A 17036-nucleotide genomic window follows, 5' to 3' on the forward strand; every position below is an offset into this window, starting at 1 on the left:
TAAACCTTAAGCTAAGCAAGAGTCATTGTTACAAATACCTTATTTAATCTTATGGTCTATTTTGACAATCTATGAGTATATTGATATAAGTGAGGTTTCTCATTTCCCTTTTACAACATTTTAAAGGACAAGTCTGAAGATTACCTTCAATATTTTACCATTACATGATAAAGTTAAACAATTTTTTCAGCTTGAGGGAGGATCACATGTGTTTCGTTCAAAAATTAAAACCATCATATTAGCTTTCTCAGCTTCATTTTTAGCATTGGGGATTATTGCCTTTCCTCAAGAATCAGTGTCTGCCTCTATCCGTGGATTAGATACATGGCTTGAAATTGTTTTTCCATCCCTTTTACCTTTTTTTATTGTGTCTGAACTGTTAATTGGCTTTGGTGTTGTGAAATTCATTGGTCTATTATTAGAACCCTTGATGAAACCTTTTTTTCGAGTTCCAGGTGTTGGAGGTTTCGCTTGGGCAATGGGGATGGCTTCTGGTAATCCTGCTGGAGCCAAAATAACATCGAGACTCAGACAAGAAGGACAAGTTAGTAAAAAGGAAGCTGAACGACTTGTAGCATTCACAAACTCTTCTAACCCCCTTTTTATCTTTGGGGCGATTTCAGTAGGATTTTTTAACAACCCAAAACTCGGTATAATTCTTGCGGTTTCCCATTATCTCGGCAATATGACAGTTGGTGTGATTATGAGATTTTATGGTGGGAAAGAGAAGTATAAAAAAGAAAGAAAAAAAGAACGCCAATCCCTTAGAAAAGCTTTTTCTGCCCTCCATCAAGCAAGAATAAAAGACGAACGACCAATCGGTAAGCTATTAGGAGATGCGGTCATGTCTTCCATTCAGACCCTATTAATGATTGGAGGATTTATTATTTTATTTTCAGTCATTAATAAACTATTATACCATCTACATATTTCTTCTTTTCTGGCAAAGGGAATTGACCTCCTATTAAACCTTATCGGCTTCCCGCTGGACTTAAGTATTCCGATTTTTTCCGGGTTATTTGAAATGACAATTGGCAGCCAACTTGTTAGCGGTGTACAAGAATCTACCCTTATGCAACAAGCTATTATTGTCAGTCTTCTTCTCGGCTTTGGCGGTTTAAGTATACATGCTCAAGTAGCAAGTATATTGGCACAAACAGACATTGGATTTAAACCATTTTTCATCGCTAGAATCATGCAAGGTTTTTTTGCAGCCTTTTACACTTTTTTATTTTGGGTTCCTTTGTATGAACGAATCATTGAAAACGATCAAACCTCAAACTCGATACCTGTCTATTCTTTTGTGGAGGGACCATTTTTTAAAAGTATTACACACCAACTAGTTGAATTCGGTGGTTATATTACTATTTCGATGTTAGCTATCTATGTACTTCTATATGCAAAAAGAATGATCGATACAAAAAATACTGATCGGTTATAACAAAAAACGGTGTCAAGTTTTCCAAAAAATGATAAGACTCATTGAACGTAACATCTTATCATTTTTTGGACTACCTGGCACCGTCTGTTCCATCTATAAATATTATTTTTGCTTAAACTTTTCCCATAATGCCTTTTCAACAACAGGTGGTACAAGTTCTGAAATGTCAGCACCATATTTAGCAACTTCCTTTACAATACTTGAACTTAAAAAAGAATATTGATTTCTTGTCATAATAAAGAAAGTTTCTAACTCTTGATTTAATAATCTATTCATAGATGTAATTTGCATTTCATACTCAAAATCCGATACAGCCCTCAAACCTCTTAAGTTTACTGTTGCCCCAACTTTTCTAGCATAATCGACTAAAAGGCCACTATAGGCATCAACTTTAACATTTGGAAACTTTTGTGTTGCCTCTTTTATAAGTTGTACCCTTTCCTCAACAGAAAAAAATGAACTTTTCGCTGAATTTTGTAAAACCACCACATAAAGTGTATCAAAAATCTTGGATCCCCTTGAAATAATATCCATATGCCCATTTGTTATTGGGTCAAAACTCCCCGGGCAAATTGCTATTCTATCCATAACTCCCTACTCCCTTTCAGTATATATAGATATTGCAATGACTCCATATTTTTCACTTTTTATCTTTATAAAACCTCTGATTTCTTGCGGTAACTCGATATCCGAGGAATGTTCACAAACGACAGTACCTGATGGTTGTAATAATTGATGTTCATGGATCATCTCTAACAAGTTAACTAGCTTTTGTTGTTTATAGGGAGGATCCAAAAATATGAAGCTAAATTCCAAATTTCTTTTAATTATCGCTTTTATGGCTCTTACAGCATCATTTCGATAAATTTCCACTTTGTCTTCCAATTCACAATTATGTACATTTTCGCGAATAGTTTGAATAGCTTTTGCATCTCTATCCACAAAAATAACTTTATCCAACCCTCTACTCAATGCTTCAATTCCAAGTCCACCACTTCCAGCAAATAAGTCTAGACCGATTCCTCCTTCAAAATAAGGACCTATCATGTTAAACATAGCTTCCTTTACCTTATCTGTTGTTGGACGTGTTGAATTCCCTGGGACTGCTTTTAACCCTTTACCTTTATAGTTACCAGAAACCACTCTCACTTGTATCACCACTGCCTAATCATTATTTAATAATATTATCTCGTCTTAACTGGCAGTAACTCCCTACCACTAGATACTTATAAAAAGTATAATAGCAGAATGGTAAGGAGCAACTACCAGTAAAGATCCGATCGACTCAACTAACCATCAGTGGGAAAGACCCCCCTGATGGAAGTTTCACTTTATCCTACCATATTCACTATAAAACGCCAACGATAGCAAGTGATGTACTTTTTAGAAAAAGTTTATTTCTGTGTATAGTAAAGTCGTGAAATGGTCATAATAAAAATAACAACATCATTCGAGGATGTTGTTGCCAACCGCGGAGAAGACTTACGTTTCCCCATAAGTTCTTCCTCCGGTTTCTCCTCTCCCTTTACCTTCAATCCTCAAAAAGGATATGGAAGGACCCTGCTTTTAGCAGGGTTTTTTTTATTTTTAAGCGATCCTTACAAAAAGAGCACAGTATAATATGAGTTCAATATTATACTGTGCTCGATTAGATTCTTGTAAATCGTCCTTAAATCCCCATCTTATAATCATATTCTTTTGCCTTATCAGGCTTAGAATTTTCATACTCAATTTTAAGGAAAGGCTTATAGGAAGGCTCGACCTTTTTTACAAATGAAAAGGCTTTTAACTTAACAATTAAATCCTCAATATCATCCTGGTTACAATATAGTACAGCATATTTAAGCCTTTTTGAAACAAAATGGACATTTCCAAATCTTCTTAACATTTTTGCTTGTTTAATGGAATTTAGCCAAACAATTAAACCTTGTCGTTGACTTAGCATGACATTTCCCCTCTTAAAATTCTATTTCTAGTTTACCATAAAATTGAAAATGTGTTCAATATATGAAAGACATTAATCATAAAAGAATAGGGATTTCTCCTTAGAAGAAATCCCTAAAAGTTATGCGGAGCATCCGCAACTGCCACCTGAACCACATCCACCACCACAATTTGATGAACTATCAAAAAATGGATTGCCAGTCGGAACTTTAATTTGTTCAGAAACAGAATGACCAATGATGACACTAATTTCATCAAGTAAACTTTGCAATTCATTCTCCGCTATTCTAAATTTTGCTACATGTTCATCTAAGTCCATTTCTCTTTTCAGTTCACGAACTTTTATCATAACCACTCTATAATCTGGATGATATTTTCCAAACCTCTGTACTTCTTCATACTGTTCCTTTACTTTTATAAACTCACGAATCTTTCGTTGTGTTTCCAGATTATTCTTCACCTTATATATGCAACGGAAATATTCTTCCGCAATTTCTGATTGCAAAACCATCTTTGAAATTTCTTCCGCTCTATCTAAGATAAGCACTCTTTCAATTGTAGCAAGCATCTGCCCACCTCCGTACTATATTTTATCATGAAAATCATAAAATGAAAAATATACGAGATGGGCTACTAGTCGTCTCTTCCTTTATTTAATTAAAACATCAAATTCAACAATTGCTGGAGCATTGGCAGAGGTTTCTTTTTTTAGCACGAGCTTGATATGATGTTTTCCCGGTTCTAACCCTTTTAATATAAAAGCAGCTTTTTTAACCTCTTTCGCCTTTCTACCATCCATATAAACGAGTATTTTTGCTTCTTTCTCTCGAAAAGAAACCCCATGAACAATGCACTCAATAAAAACATCCCTACCCGCAACGTGGTGCTTAACAAAAAACGGATCCTTCTGATCCAAGCTAGCGGCATGAACATTTTTTACGTCATGGAAAGAAAAGGGAAGATTAGTTTCTGGTTTTGGTTTATCATTTTGACACGATACAAGTATTAAAATCATGAACAAATAAATTGGAATCCATCGTTTTATCATTAACTACCGCTCCTTACACTTTAAACGAAAGTGTTTTATTGTCTATATGTAGACTTGCTTTTATTCTTTGCAGACAGATCCTTTTTTATCAACAAGAGTAATAAACAACATAATCCTTAAATTTAGCCTTTGATATGAAAAAACCTTCTCTGATTTAGAGAAGGCTTTCTACGATTGTTCATTCATGATTTTAAACATACTGGCCATCATAGTGGCCATTTGCACTCCATTTGAAAATTTTTGAATCTGATGTGGAATTGTTTTTTGATAATAATGAAGAGCTGCTATTTCTAAATTTTGAATTTGACTGGGATCTCTTCCTAATTTCCGATACCAAATCGGTTGCTCATGTAAAAAGGTTATTAATTCTTTATTCTTTTGTAAGTACTGATACACATCTTTTCTCACGTAAAACTCTCCCTATTTTATCAATCTTTTCTAAAGAAAAAGGGATTGTTAGGTTTCTCCTGAGGCGTAGCAGAAGGTTTCTGATTACCTGATTGAAATTGGGCTAGTACTCCTTGAACTGTTTGAAGAGCTTGACTGATATGCCCTATATAATGTTGAATTTGAGCTGGATCCATTTTTTTCATAGATTCTAAAATACTACTGGTCCAATCAGTTTTTGCATTTTCTGTTTGGTCAGCCCTTTGTTCTGATAATAAATTTTCCCATCTCGGGTCATCTTCTCCTAACAAGTACCAATCCTCATACAATTCTTGTAACGTCGCATCTCCATTTCTAACCTCATCTAAAATTTTCGGATGTTTGGTTACAAACTTTTTAAATTCTTCAACTGATGGATGAATCTTTTGATTTGACATGAAATCACCTCGTAAGCCCTCAAGTACTGCCTACCATACAATATGTTGAAGAACCAAATTTGTGAATGATTCAAAAAGAGCTATGTGATTTCTCTTCATTTACAGGAGAGAATTTTTGGATAAGATAATCCTTATAAAGGACAATACCAGTTTCTTTAAACTCTTGATTTAACATATTTTCTCTATGCACCTTACTGTTAAACCAACCTTCTACAATTGCTGGAGCGTCAAGAGCATGGACCGCTACATTCTCCCCTTCAGAAAAATATAATAAATGCTGACGTTCATTCGTCTGATCCTTACCCTTCTCTTGTTCAAGTGCCAGATCTTTATCTGTTGATATTTGTGAATCATCATCGTACAATTCAGAAAAACGTACATAGGCTTCGCTTACAAGTTCATCATTCCATTTTAACGTTTTGACGTGATAACGTTCCCTTAAGATATTGCTTAAATCGAAAATTTGAGTTTGTAGTGCTTTTTCTATTGAATCATTTATTTCAACCCTTTCCACAGAAGGTTCCATATATTCTTCACGATAATCAAATGGTTTAAGGTCCAATAAAGTAGGAACATCCATCATTCGAATACTTGAAAGGGTACCGGTATATTTATCCATATATAATTGTACATATATATGACCAATTTGAATGATCGGGCGAATGTTGATATCCTCTTCTGAAAGTTCAAATTGAAACTCTTGACCTTGATGCTCTATTTCTAGGATAGACGGGATAAAATAAGAATTACGAATATCTAAAATGGGTTGTCCAATATAAAAGGGCTTAATATTTAGCTTTTCTCCCATAACATAAAGAGTTACAACCCGATCTTTTTCAATTCCAACTTGAACATATTTTTTATGATGATCATTATAAATCCACCAATTATATTCATATAATGAGGGGTCTATCCGGTCAGGATCACCCAATTCATCCTTTACATCATTTGTAGTCTTACCGATTAATTGAAAAAGTCCTTCCAATTTGATATCCTTCTCTTGGTCATTAGCCATATTAAATAGTTGGTTTCTTGAATCAATTTGATTTTTTTGTACTTTTTCATTTCCCTTTTCAAAGATACTAACCAATAATCCAATTACAAATAATATCAAAATGATGGTAAAAATTCGAATGAAGGCTTTCAGTGGCTTACCTCCTCTCACCTGTCTAGCAATTGAATATTGTATGATGATAACTATCTATTATTATAACATTAGATTTAATCGGATTGATTTCAATCTTTTTATTTTATTTTCACAAAATAAAAAGGCACTTTTAAGCGCCTTTTTATTGAATATAATTTTCTTGTTCTGAAATCTCAGAAAGTGCTCTTCCTGCTTGCTCATCCGTTAATTCCTCAACGGCAAAATCACCTAGACTAACCATTCCAATAAGCTTCTCGTTTTCAACAATAGGCAAACGGCGAATTTGATGTTCAGCCATTAACTTTAAAGCATCACTAGTAGACATATCAGCATTGCCCGTGATTAATTTGTCACTCATAATCTTCTCCACTTTTGTGGAACCTGGATTTTTTTCAGCAACACCTCTAACAGCAATGTCACGGTCCGTAATCATACCAACCACTTTGTCTTCATCAACAATTGGAATCGCGCCAACATTCCATTCCTTCATCTTAACTGCTACTTCATACATATTATCTAGTAATGAGCAGCTCTCAACATCATCTGTCATAATTTCACGCACACGTTTCACAGTCATTACCTCCTAAACCTAAACCATTTTGTTTTAAAAAACTAACTAATGTATAAGATTTACCAATAAAAGTGAAATTATACAAAACTTTATTTCTCGTTTGTAATAGATTGAAACTTTTCCATTTTTCTACTATTATTAAAATTGATATAATTAATTTTAGAAAAATATGATTATTAGGACATTTAATCTTTTAAAGGGGGAATTAAATTGAAATTTGAAAATACAGAACTTGAAACTGTTATTGCTAATTTAAACGTATTGGATGATATTATGAAGGTACACGGTTTAGAAAGAGGGGAACATTGGGATTACGATCGCGTAACCTATGATCGAAAATTAGAAATTGAAAAAGACGTCTATTACTTAAGAGTACAGGGTTATGCAACAGAAGGTGATATTGGCGCAAATCACGCAACCATTCAATTATTAAAACCGATACTCGGAAAGCATTATTATCCTCACGGAGTTGAATACGGATCCGATGAGCACTTTCCAGAACATTTAGTAAAAGAATGTGAAACCGTTCTAAATGCGATAAAATCCCAAATCAACGAGTTCTCAGCAGTAAAATAACAAAAATAAAAGGCACAGGTTAATCTGTGCCTTTTGTTTTCAATTGATTAAGAGCCAATAATCGCTTTAATTACGGATGTCGTTTCTCCACCGGGATAGAAAACATATAATAACAAGTAAACAATTACTCCAGTTGGAGCTGTAAAAAACCAAATAATACTCGTAATTGGTCCTAGTTTTCGATGCTTTGCTAAATTATTTTTCCATCCAGTATAAAGCGTTATAATCCCCATAACCGCACCAATTGTTGCTAACGTAATATGAAAAATCAGGAAAATCGTATAATAAATTTTAATACTATCTGGTCCACCAAACGAAGTATTCCCTATAAATACGGTTCTACTAGCATAAATAATAAAAAAGATCACCGCAAATAATGCAGCCCATATCATTGCTTTTTTATGAGATTCAATCTTTCTTTTTCGAATTAAGTTCCATCCAATCGCCACCATAATGGCACTTAAAACAATAAATGTTGTACTGATCGTTGGTAATATAGGTAAAGAATTTTCCATCGCTGATTCCCTCACAGTCACTATTTATTATTATTTTAGTTTAATAGTTTGTATTTTTCAATAATATTCACACTTTATTCACAAATTAGATATAATATTATGATGGAAATGAATGAATCCCTTTAACAAATGGACTGTTAAACTTGGTAGTTGATTTCCTTAACACAACACTTTGTTTTTACGATAATTTTGCTGTACCCAGTCTCTTTTGTGCCATAGGAGTCTTATCTTATACTAATAGTAACAGATCTTTAAATACAACATTAACCTTTAACACAATCTTAATATAAAAAAACTACTCTTCACATATAGAGCAGTCTTTATTGTTAAATATTATTCTACTGTTTGAGGATAATAGGGATCCGTCTTATTTGCCTCTGATACTTGCTGCTCACTTTTATACCACTCAAAGAAAACGCGAGATAAAACAAAGGCATATACAATTTCTTGTATGATCTTCATGAGAACACCACCTAGCTGCTGATCATGAATTAAAGATAGAGATGTAAACATTTCAGGACCACTTATACCTAAAGTTGATAACGATGATAAAGTTGATGCAGGTACACATAAAGCCAAAGATTTCGCCCAAAGTTCCGGATTTGAGTAAGTAGCATACATTGGATTATCGTTGAAAATGATTAATGCACAAGCAGGTAAAATCAACGCTCCGCTTGCGAAAATATACGCTACCTTTTTTAAACCCGTAAGGCTACCATATGCTTCAACTTTATTAACGATCGGCCACCACATGATTAGCGCAAATAGCATTAATATGGCTGTATATCCTTCATGTAATAGGAAATTTGTTTTTACTACATCAAAAACAAAAGGGATATGATACAAAGAAAGTGTTGCTGTAAAAAGGACTAATGCGAAAAACGGTTTTGAGAAAAATCCAAATACTGTTTTAAAGACTGATTTTGACCGTAAGGTTCTCCAAATCCATTCAGGAACCGAAATAATTAAAAGTGGCGGGATAATAAATATTAAAATAGACATTTGAATCATATGAGCATAAAACATTAAATGTCCCATTAAATCTAATGGTCCGCCTTTAACTAAATAATACACAGCCATAACGATAATAAAAAAACTTATTTGTGATTTTGTGAGGGGTTTACTATCCTTAAATAGATGTCTATATTTTGTCGTCATGAAAAAGTAACCCAAAGTAACCAAAACAATTGTGATAAATAAATATGGACTCCATAATGCTCTAAATCCAAATATCTCTAGTGGCATTTTTTCTCACCTCTTTTTATGTCTAACATCCAAGAATTGCTTCCGAGATTATATATTGGAAAAAGGAAACCAGCTTAAACTGATTTCCTTCTATCCATTTTTACCACCAAATAATTGTAACAAAAGCAAGTACAGTTAAAAAAGCAACGAATACACCACCGTACATAAAAGTAGCAACCATTCCATGCCCTTTATGACTCATATGCATAAAATAATATAATTGATAGGCACATTGAATCAAAGCCAATAAAAGAATAAAAGGTATGGTAAACCAATTGCTGAAACCATCATAAGCAACAGCAAGGAATGACATCAATGTTAAGAAGATCATTAACCCAAATGTAATCACTTGATGTTTCATTTCTTCTGCATTCTTCTTAAGACGATATTCAACTTTTGCACTAGGGTTAACTGAATTTGTATTGTGATTGCCCATCAGATTATCCCACCATTCCCATTAAATATACGACCGTAAATATGAACACCCAAACAACATCAATAAAGTGCCAATAAAGACTTGCTACGTAAAACTTTGGAGCATTATATAAATTAAGCCCTCGTTTTGCATTCCTTACCATTAAGGTTATAATCCATCCAAGCCCAAAAGCAACGTGAGCACCATGAAATCCAGTCAAGGCATAAAAAGCTGAACCAAAAGCACTGCTTGTAAATGTATGCCCGTATTCATGAATATAATGATTAAATTCATAAATTTCAAGCGCTAAGAACGATCCACCTAATAGAACTGTAACACCTAACCAGATCATCATTTTTTTGAAGTTATAGTTTTTCATATGATACATCGCGTATACGCTTGTTAATGAACTTGTTAAGAGAATCATCGTTGTAGCAAAAACAAGCGGCATTTCAAATAAATCTTTTGCAAGTGCATGTTCTGAACTTGGTACTTTATCTTTTAAAGCAAGGTAGGTCGCAAACAAAGTTGCAAATAAAGCCGTCTCCCCACCTAAAAACAACCAAAAACCAAGAAACTTATTTTTACCTTCTAACGTTTGTCTTTCAGGTGATTCAGGCCATGTTTCTACAGTAAATTTCTCTTGTATTTCCATTATGCCTTCACCCCTTTATCATCGTCGTCTATTAAATCTTCTTTATGAATATGGTACCCATGATCGTCTTTAACTGAACGGAAGATCATTGCACCGAAAGTAATGACCAAGCCAAGAATAAATACAGCTAGAGCCCCTTTATTTGCCCATACATCACCAGTAGTTAAATCAATTTGATACATAGCTCCAAATGCCGCAATAAACAAACCTAGTGAGATGACAAACGGTGTAAATGATGAATTAGGCATATGAATATCACCAAGTGGTTCAGCTGGCGTTAAACTTTTCTTCCCTTCCATTTTTTCAATCCAATAAGCATCCAATCCTCGTACAAGAGGAGTTTGTTTGAAATTGTAGAATGGAGGTGGCGAAGGTAGTGCCCATTCCAATGTACGTCCATCTCCCCATGGATCATTTCCAACTCGTTCATTTTTAACAGAGGTTATAATGACATTGATCACTAGCACGATCACCGCTACGGCCATGAGAAAAGCCCCAATCGTGCTTATAAAGTTACCTAATTCCCATCCTTGATTTGGTAGGTAAGTAAACACACGTCTTGGCATACCCATTAAACCAAGGAAATGTTGTATAAAGAATGTTAAATGGAAGCCAATTAAAAACAACCAAAACGTAACTTTCCCCAATTTTTCACTAAGCATCGTTCCGAACATTTTCGGCCAATAAAAATGCGTTCCTGCAAGTAGTGAAAAAACGACTCCTCCAACGATTACATAGTGAAAGTGAGCGACAATAAAATAACTATCATGGTATTGATAGTCTGCAGGCGCTACCGCTTGCATGACCCCTGTTACTCCCCCCATTACAAAGGAAGGAATAAACGCAACTGCCCATAACATCGGCGTGGTAAATTTAATACTCCCACCCCACATCGTAAATAACCAGTTAAAGATTTTTATTCCAGTCGGAACCGCTATTGCCATTGTTGCCACCGCAAAAATGGCATTCGCTACAGGACCCAAACCAGTTGTATACATATGGTGTGCCCATACCATGAAACCGAAGAATCCGATTAGCATCGTTGCAAAAACCATTGAAGAATAACCGAATAGTCTCTTTCTTGAGAAGGTTGAGAAAATTTCCGAGAAAGTTCCAAATGCTGGCAAGATTAAAATATATACTTCTGGGTGACCAAAAATCCAAAAGATATGTTCATATATAATGGTATTACCCCCGCCTGCTACATTAAAGAAATTGGCTCCAAACAGCCGGTCAAATGTTAATAAAAACAAGCCAATTGCAAGTGGTGTAAAAGCAAATAGTATTAATGTTGAGGAAACAAATGTTGTCCAAGTAAACAACGGCATCCTCATGAATGTCATACCTGGAGCCCTCATATTAATAATGGTTACTAAAAAGTTAATTCCTGAGATTAACGTTCCAAACCCAGCTATTTGTAACCCTAAAGTATAAAAGTCAATACCATGTCCCGGTGATTCCAGAGACAAAGATGCATATGAAGTCCATCCTGCATCAGGAGCGCCACCTAAAAACCAAGAAAGATTTAAAAAGATACCCCCGAATAGGAATAACCAAAATCCTAATGCATTTAGAAACGGAAAAGCCACATCACGTGCCCCAATTTGTAATGGCATAATTGCATTCATAAAAGCAAACAACAGTGGCGTAGCTGCTAAAAAGATCATTGTCGTTCCATGCATTGTTAATAATTCATTAAAAAATCCTGCACTGACAAAATCGCTATTGGGTTTAAGAAGTTGAATACGAATCATCATTGCTTCAATTCCACCCAGAACAAAAAACAGTGCACCTGCAACAAAATAAAGGTGAGCAATTTTCTTATGGTCAACTGTTGTTAAATAGTCCCATAAAAATGCTCCTATTCCCCTTTTCTCCGCATAGGTACTCAATGTTACTACCTCCCCTTTACACAATAGACACATTACTCTTGGACTTTTAATTCCATTAAGTACGCTGTTAATGCATCCAATTCATCATCAGTTAAATTTCCATACGTTCCAGTCATTTTATTCCCTGGTTTAATCGCTTCAGGATCTTTCAGCCATTTTTTCAAATTATCCTCATTATGTTCTAAAAATCCTGCGATATTTTCTCGTTCAGCAAAGTTACTCAAATTTGGTGCCATTCTAGCTGCCTCTGGAGTCGCGTTTGATGGTGTTACCGCGTGACAACCAATACAGCTGTTATTATAAATTTCTTGTCCTTGTTGAGCTAAGGGTGTTGTTGCTTCTTTGGGCTCTGTTACAGATTGCATATCGGCAACCCATTCATCAAAGTCATCTCTTGGTACAGCTTTTACTTTAAAATCCATTAAGGCGTGTGAAGGTCCACAAAGTTCAGCACATTTACCATAGAAAACATTTCCTGCTTCCTCAGCCTTTTCACTGTTAAATACTAACCAGAATTTATTTGTATTTTCTGTATTTGTATCCATTTTCCCACCAACTGAAGGAATCCAAAATGAGTGTTTTACATCAGAAGCGATTAAATTAAAGTAAACCTTTTCATCGGTTGGAACTACTAAATCCTGACTAGTGACAATTTTCTGATTTGGATATTCAAACTCCCACCAGTATAGATTGGCTCGTACATTAACAACTAGTGCATCCGAATCTTCTTTATCCATTTCTGCGGTATCAGCTAAATTAAAAGTAGCAGCTACTGTAGGTACGGCTAGAATTACTAGCAATAGAATCGGAATCGTTGTCCAAATAATTTCAAGCTTATGACTTCCTTCCACTTGCTTTGGAATTTTGTCATCTTTTCTTCTAAATTTAAAAAGAACATACACGAATATGATGACAACTACTAAAATTACTCCCACCATAATAGCAGTACTTAACAGCATCAGATCTAACTGTTTTTTTGCTACTTCTCCTGCTGGCCTTAATGCAGATATATGAGGTTCACCACAACCAGAGAGAACTAACGCTAGTGCCACTAATAGTGGATATAGGCGCCACTTTGAACGTCTCTTCATATTGAATCCATACCCCTCTTTCTCAAAATATTTTTATTATTTATTAAAACAAAAAAATATAGATAATTTCCCCCTTAATCTTCTAACTAAAGGAAAAATCTCCTACTAATACTTTTAAAAGTGTCACCCACCCCCTTTTATGAGTGACACTCTAATTAATGTCAGTCCTGTTAGCAAAAGCACGTCTTTAAAGTAGTGTAAAAATGACCATAGACACAAAGATAATGGTTAAATACTGTAGTGAGTAAACAAACATTAATCTTGCCCATTTCATATCATCTTTGAACTTGTTTCCATATATTCCAGTAAAAATCCACCCGATATTTAGGATCGTTGCTAAAACAATAAATGGAGTTCCTAGTTGTGACATAAAAAACGGAAGAGGCATTAATCCTATGACCCATAAATAAATATGTTTTTTTGTTGTCGAAAAACCTTTTACAACAGGTAACATTGGTATTCCTGCAATTCGATATTCCTCCACTCTTCTCATTGCCAACGCATAAAAATGTGGAGGTTGCCACGCAAACATGATTAAAAATAACATCCAAGCCATTATATCAAGATTAGGATCAATAGCTGCCCATCCAATTAAAGGCGGAACAGCCCCGGATATGCTGCCAATAACCGTATTGGAAACATACTGTCTTTTTGACCACATTGAATAAACAACTACATAAGAAAATACACCGATGATTCCAATAATGAAGGCTGTCATAGTCGTAAGTGCTAAAAGAATTAATCCAATACTGATCAATACTACTCCCATAACTACAACCTTTGAAGGATTCATCTTTCCAGTTACAGTTGGTCGATTTTTCGTTCGCTCCATCAAATGATCAATATCTCGATCTATGTAATTATTCAAAGTACAAGAACCCGCCATTATGAGTGCTGATCCTACTAATGTTAAAAATACAAGATCTAGGGCTGCAAAAAAACTCTGATTCGAAAGAAAAATAGCTAACCAAATTCCTGTAAAAGTTGTGATTAAATTTGAATTAACAATTCCTACTTTAATCAGGGCAAGGAAATCCTTCCAAAACGTTTTTGAAGGAGAACTGGCATTTATATTTTCATTATTGGATATTAACGAATCAGAAACAGGCCTTGAGCCAGACATTGTATTTCCTCCTTAAGATTTGATAGTTACTTCTTTTAAGGCACTGATTATGTAGAATACACATATTCTACGAAACCAAAAACCTATTTTAAAGTTAGAATTTTTAGAAATCTGATTATTATGTATCTCTTCAGTATATTAAATCATACTTTTCACTCTTTTTGTGAACTTTTTTCGAAAATAATGTGAAAAAAGTGTGTCTATGAAGTTATTTCGCTTTTAAAGAAGTTGCTTTAGTGCCATAATAAAGAAAATTGCAAAATTTCTTTACAGACTCTCTCTAAATTACTCTATACTATATTTCTAACAAACTCTGATTTAAGTTTCAACCTTTTTAACTGTAATGATAGTAATTATTTGTTTCGACACATTATTTATTATAAAATATATCTAAAATCTTGAAAATTCCATATAGTTCAATTATATTATTATTTCGTATATTCATTTTATAATAGTTTTAATCTATTACGATAACAAAATTTCAGAACATACTTTAAGAAGGTGAATGGATTGAGTCGCTCTCTCAAATGGTTTTCAGTATTAACAACAATTGGTATGCTTTTCATTTTATTAGGTGGAGCACTGGTAACAAAAACAGACTCCGGTATGGGTTGTGGTCGATCCTGGCCTTTATGTGAAGGACAACTTATCCCAAAGGAGATTTCATCTGAGTTAGTGATTGAACTAGCACACCGTATCGTTTCTGGTACAGTTGGTATAATGGTGGTCATCCTATCGGTCTGGGCATGGAAAAAAATTGGGCATATACGCGAAACAAAATTTTTAGCTTTTAATTCAATATTCTTTCTTGTTTTACAAGCCTTAATTGGTGCGGCAGCGGTGATTTGGCCTCAATCAGACTTTGTATTGGCCGTACATTTCGGCATTTCGTTAATATCCTTTTCAACCGTATTTTTATTAACACTGCTAATTTTTGAAGTTGATAAAAAATTCGAGGCTGAAAAATTGGTTGTTGATAAACGATTAAAAACACATATTATTGGCGTAACAATCTACAGTTTTATTGTTGTTTATACCGGAGCTCTTGTAAGGCATGTTAACGCAAGCCTTGTTTGTAAAGATTGGCCACTTTGCTCGAATGATCAACTAGCACTTCCTACAAATATGTATGAGTGGATCCAAATGGGTCATAGAGCAGCAGCAGGGTTAATCTTCATCTGGATTGGCTATATCCTCTATTTAGTTATTAAACATTATCGTCATCAAAAAGTGTTATATGGAGGATGGATGATTGCTTTTACTCTCGTTTCCCTACAAGTTTTATCTGGAGCAGTTATTATCTATTCAAGAGCAAATTTATTCATCGCCCTAGCACATGCTTTTCTCATATCTTGCCTTTTTGGACTTTTAAGTTATTTTGTTCTACTTGTGTTTAGAAGTTCCATTCATTCAAGTGTGCTTAATTCGTCGAATACTACAACAACTCCTCAATAGATATGTAGAGTAAGAAACTGATTTCAAAGGGATAGCTTTTGCTATCTCTTTTACTTTCAGCTCCTCCTCATCAAACCGTACGTGAAGTTTTCCTTCATACGGCTTTCCGACGTTCTTCTTTCCTTGGCTTTACAGCGTCTAACTAGCTAATTTCACTAATATATGTTTCACTTCTTTTCTTACATCCTTTAAATTTCCATGTTTCTTACGATTATTTCTCTTTTTGTTATGAAATAAGGTAAGTCGTTCTAATACATACCAGTCGATTCTATTTAGCCATTTCTTTGCGTGAGCCGAGATAAGATAGTAATTCTTGAAACCTTGCAGTTTCCTATTTAGCCCTTTTACTAACTCTCTGATATCCAAGTATAATTTATTCCTTGGTTCTAAAACCCGTCGATCACTAATCCTTTGTTCTAATATTTTCATCAACTTGTATTGATTAATATTATCGAAATATCCTTGGATATCGACGTCTACTACCCAAAAACATTTCTTACTGGCTTTTCTTATCTTTGCCATCGCTTGATGGGCATTTCGCTTTGGACGAAAACCAAACGAACAGTCATGAAAGTCAGCCTCGAATATTGGTTCAATAACCATTTTCGTTGCCATCTGTACGACCCGATCTTTAATAGTTGGAATTCCTAATGGACGTTTCTTTCCATCATCCTTTGGAATATAGGTTCTTAGGACTGGACTAGGGTGATAACGCTTCTCCTTTAGTTCCAAATAGAGCTCGTTCATAAATTTCTTTTCCCCGTACTCCAAGACGATTTGTTCAATCGTCTGTCCATCGACACCTCCACTTCCTTTCTTTCGTTTCACACGTTGCCATGCCTCCCATAGAATATCAGGACGATAGATTTTGTCATATAAACCGTGAAATCTTCGAGTTGGACATTCCTTGGCACAAAGATATAACGTCTTCCAGAGTTCTTGAGCTTTTACTTTATTGGTGTAGTTAGTCATTTTCCTGACATTCACTGACTCTTACCTCCTTCTGACATATGAACGAAGTAGGGTAATGGCTTGCGCCGTCCTTCCCTAGACAATGTTGTGTTGTCATTGTCATTAATGGTACTATGACCCCC

At 34.7% G+C, this 17036-nt stretch carries 20 protein-coding genes; 3 read left to right on the forward strand and 17 right to left on the reverse strand.

The genetic code is table 11. The features are described from left to right. Nucleotides 1-208: 208 nt before the first annotated feature. Entirely contained in the window at nt 209-1441 is a 1233-nt protein-coding gene (ylbJ, locus tag Q5760_RS16755; protein ID WP_428908756.1) for a sporulation integral membrane protein YlbJ, read from the forward strand. A gap of 102 nt (nt 1442-1543) precedes the next feature. Here ylbJ and coaD read toward each other — a convergent pair whose 3' ends face one another. From coaD to Q5760_RS16800, 9 genes are all read right to left on the reverse strand, one after another. Continuing rightward, nucleotides 1544-2029, reverse strand: coding sequence for a pantetheine-phosphate adenylyltransferase (gene coaD / locus Q5760_RS16760; RefSeq protein ID WP_428908757.1), 486 nt, complete (start codon nt 2027-2029; stop codon nt 1544-1546). A gap of 6 nt (nt 2030-2035) precedes the next feature. Then, complete coding sequence (gene rsmD / locus Q5760_RS16765) at nt 2036-2590, reverse strand: 16S rRNA (guanine(966)-N(2))-methyltransferase RsmD (protein WP_428912617.1); 555 nt, start codon at nt 2588-2590, stop codon at nt 2036-2038. A gap of 520 nt (nt 2591-3110) precedes the next feature. After that, nucleotides 3111-3386: a YlbG family protein gene (locus Q5760_RS16770; RefSeq protein ID WP_428908758.1), complete on the reverse strand. Its 276-nt coding sequence runs from the start codon at nt 3384-3386 to the stop codon at nt 3111-3113. Between the two features lie 120 nt (nt 3387-3506). Beyond that, entirely contained in the window at nt 3507-3953 is a 447-nt protein-coding gene (locus tag Q5760_RS16775; protein ID WP_428908759.1) for a YlbF family regulator, read from the reverse strand. A gap of 81 nt (nt 3954-4034) precedes the next feature. Further along, nucleotides 4035-4433 (reverse strand): hypothetical protein, encoded by a 399-nt coding sequence (locus Q5760_RS16780; RefSeq protein WP_428908760.1) that lies wholly within the window; start codon nt 4431-4433, stop codon nt 4035-4037. A 168-nt stretch (nt 4434-4601) separates the two neighbouring features. Continuing rightward, a complete protein-coding gene (locus tag Q5760_RS16785; RefSeq protein ID WP_428908761.1) occupies nt 4602-4841 on the reverse strand; it encodes a YlbE-like family protein in 240 nt (79 codons plus the stop codon). Nucleotides 4842-4861: 20 nt separating this feature from the next. After that, entirely contained in the window at nt 4862-5257 is a 396-nt protein-coding gene (locus Q5760_RS16790; RefSeq protein WP_428908762.1) for a YlbD family protein, read from the reverse strand. Nucleotides 5258-5327: 70 nt separating this feature from the next. Next, entirely contained in the window at nt 5328-6371 is a 1044-nt protein-coding gene (locus Q5760_RS16795; RefSeq protein ID WP_428908763.1) for a CAP-associated domain-containing protein, read from the reverse strand. A gap of 175 nt (nt 6372-6546) precedes the next feature. Next, entirely contained in the window at nt 6547-6975 is a 429-nt protein-coding gene (locus tag Q5760_RS16800; RefSeq protein ID WP_428908764.1) for a CBS domain-containing protein, read from the reverse strand. Between the two features lie 210 nt (nt 6976-7185). On the opposite strand from Q5760_RS16800, the gene Q5760_RS16805 reads away from it, so the two are divergent. Continuing rightward, on the forward strand, nt 7186-7551 hold the full coding sequence (locus Q5760_RS16805; protein ID WP_428908765.1) for a YugN family protein: 366 nt from the start codon (nt 7186-7188) through the stop codon (nt 7549-7551). A gap of 47 nt (nt 7552-7598) precedes the next feature. On the opposite strand, the gene Q5760_RS16810 is transcribed toward Q5760_RS16805, so the two are convergent. The 7 genes from Q5760_RS16810 to cyoE all read right to left on the reverse strand — a co-directional run bounded on the left by Q5760_RS16810 (nt 7599) and on the right by cyoE (nt 14487). Beyond that, entirely contained in the window at nt 7599-8066 is a 468-nt protein-coding gene (locus tag Q5760_RS16810) for a DUF420 domain-containing protein (protein ID WP_428908766.1), read from the reverse strand. Between the two features lie 333 nt (nt 8067-8399). Beyond that, nucleotides 8400-9311: a cytochrome c oxidase assembly factor CtaG gene (gene ctaG / locus Q5760_RS16815; RefSeq protein ID WP_428908767.1), complete on the reverse strand. Its 912-nt coding sequence runs from the start codon at nt 9309-9311 to the stop codon at nt 8400-8402. Nucleotides 9312-9411: 100 nt separating this feature from the next. Beyond that, nucleotides 9412-9747: a cytochrome c oxidase subunit IVB gene (gene ctaF, locus Q5760_RS16820; protein ID WP_428908768.1), complete on the reverse strand. Its 336-nt coding sequence runs from the start codon at nt 9745-9747 to the stop codon at nt 9412-9414. Nucleotides 9748-9751: 4 nt separating this feature from the next. Continuing rightward, nucleotides 9752-10381: a cytochrome (ubi)quinol oxidase subunit III gene (locus Q5760_RS16825; RefSeq protein ID WP_428908769.1), complete on the reverse strand. Its 630-nt coding sequence runs from the start codon at nt 10379-10381 to the stop codon at nt 9752-9754. Beyond that, nucleotides 10381-12273, reverse strand: a complete 1893-nt coding sequence (ctaD, locus tag Q5760_RS16830) for a cytochrome c oxidase subunit I (protein ID WP_428908770.1) — start codon at nt 12271-12273, stop codon at nt 10381-10383. The genes Q5760_RS16825 and ctaD overlap by 1 nt, the downstream gene beginning before the upstream one ends. A gap of 32 nt (nt 12274-12305) precedes the next feature. Beyond that, nucleotides 12306-13364, reverse strand: a complete 1059-nt coding sequence (gene coxB, locus Q5760_RS16835) for a cytochrome c oxidase subunit II (RefSeq protein WP_428908771.1) — start codon at nt 13362-13364, stop codon at nt 12306-12308. Nucleotides 13365-13551: 187 nt separating this feature from the next. Then, nucleotides 13552-14487 carry a heme o synthase gene (gene cyoE / locus Q5760_RS16840; RefSeq protein WP_428908772.1) on the reverse strand — a complete coding sequence of 312 codons (936 nt, stop codon included), beginning with the start codon at nt 14485-14487 and terminating at the stop codon, nt 13552-13554. Nucleotides 14488-14997: 510 nt separating this feature from the next. Here cyoE and Q5760_RS16845 point away from each other — a divergent pair. Further along, entirely contained in the window at nt 14998-15942 is a 945-nt protein-coding gene (locus Q5760_RS16845; RefSeq protein WP_428908773.1) for a COX15/CtaA family protein, read from the forward strand. Nucleotides 15943-16080: 138 nt separating this feature from the next. Here Q5760_RS16845 and Q5760_RS16850 read toward each other — a convergent pair whose 3' ends face one another. Then, the gene (locus Q5760_RS16850) at nt 16081-16929 is read right to left on the reverse strand and encodes a reverse transcriptase domain-containing protein (protein ID WP_428908774.1); all 849 of its coding nucleotides are present in this window, start codon (nt 16927-16929) and stop codon (nt 16081-16083) included. Nucleotides 16930-17036: the final 107 nt, after the last annotated feature.

This window comes from Niallia sp. Kr1, assembly GCF_050389805.1.
In the GTDB taxonomy this organism is placed as follows: domain Bacteria; phylum Bacillota; class Bacilli; order Bacillales; family Cytobacillaceae; genus Bacillus_BD.